This is a genomic window from Streptomyces sp. NPDC005574 (genome assembly GCF_040605435.1).
GTDB lineage: Bacteria > Actinomycetota > Actinomycetes > Streptomycetales > Streptomycetaceae > Streptomyces.
In genome coordinates, this window is the sequence record NZ_JBEXCW010000349.1 from 1 (window position 1) to 1,138 (window position 1,138).

1 protein-coding gene is annotated in these 1,138 nt (G+C 63.9%); it reads left to right on the forward strand.

The genetic code is table 11. From position 1 onward, the window contains the following. A partial coding sequence (locus ABZT03_RS44660) for a tyrosine-type recombinase/integrase (protein ID WP_356050089.1) occupies positions 1-1,137 on the forward strand: 1,137 nt, incomplete at its 5' end. Between the last annotated feature and the right edge of the window lies 1 nt (position 1,138).

Sequence of the window (1,138 nt, forward strand, 5' to 3'; positions counted from 1 at the left end):
CGTGGGATGGGTTCGTTTTTTAAGGAGTGTGGGCATCCGCGGTCGCGGTGGTCGAAGTGTCCTCATCTCTACAAGATCCGTTACCGGGCGGCGGGTGGGGGGCAGAGGGAGGAGTCGGGGTTCGCGACGCAGGATCAGGCCGCCGAGCGGTTGGTGGAGATCTACAACGGGAAGAAGGCGGCTCCGCGGGGTCAGGTGAAGGCGGAGCGGGTCGCGAAGTACGGGGCGATGCGGTTCGGGGAGTATGCGGCGGGGTGGAAAGCCGCCCAGCGTGATCTTGGGCCGGCGTCGGTGAGGCACTTGGAGTCGCTGCTGGACATTCATCTGCTGCCGCAGCTGGGCAGCCGTCGGATGGAGACTTTCGACCACAAGGTCGTCGAGGGTTTCATCCAGACGATGGAGCGCAACGGGGTGGGACTGGCGGCGCAGTCCAACGCGTTCGACAAGCTCAAGGCGATCCTGCTGGATGCGCACCGGCTGGGGTTGTTCGACGACAATCCGGTGGCCGGGATCAAGGCGCCGCAGTACGACCCCAAGCGGGTGGTGATCCCCTCACCCGCCCAGCTGCAGCAGATACGTTCCGCCGGCGACGACAGCTTCACGCTCATCACTGATCTGATGAGCGGATGCGGGATGCGCAACGGTGAGGCCTTCGCCGTGAACGTCAACAACATCGTCGCTGACGACGTCTACCGGATCACCGAACAGGTCAACCGGACCACCTGCCAGTACGACCGGCTCAAGCACCGCCGGCCCGACGAATACCGGGACGTGCCCCTGCCTGCCCGCACACGGCGGACCATCGAGTGGTACGCGGACAAGCACGGCACCGTCGACGGCTACCTGCTGCGTCATCCCGGCGACCCGTCGCGCACCTTTCCCCACTACCACATCGCCAACCAGTGGAAGCGGATCAAGAAAGCCGGGCAGACGGACATCCCCGAGGGAATGGTCGTCTACAGCTTCCGGCACTTCTTCGCCTCGAACTGCCTCAACCACGGCATCCCCATCACCGACGTCGCCGAATGGATGGGACACAAAACCATCGAGGTCACCTACAAGATCTACCGCCACCTCATGCCCGGCTCCCTCAGCAAAGCCGCCAAGATCCTCAACCACGACCTCACAACACAATAGC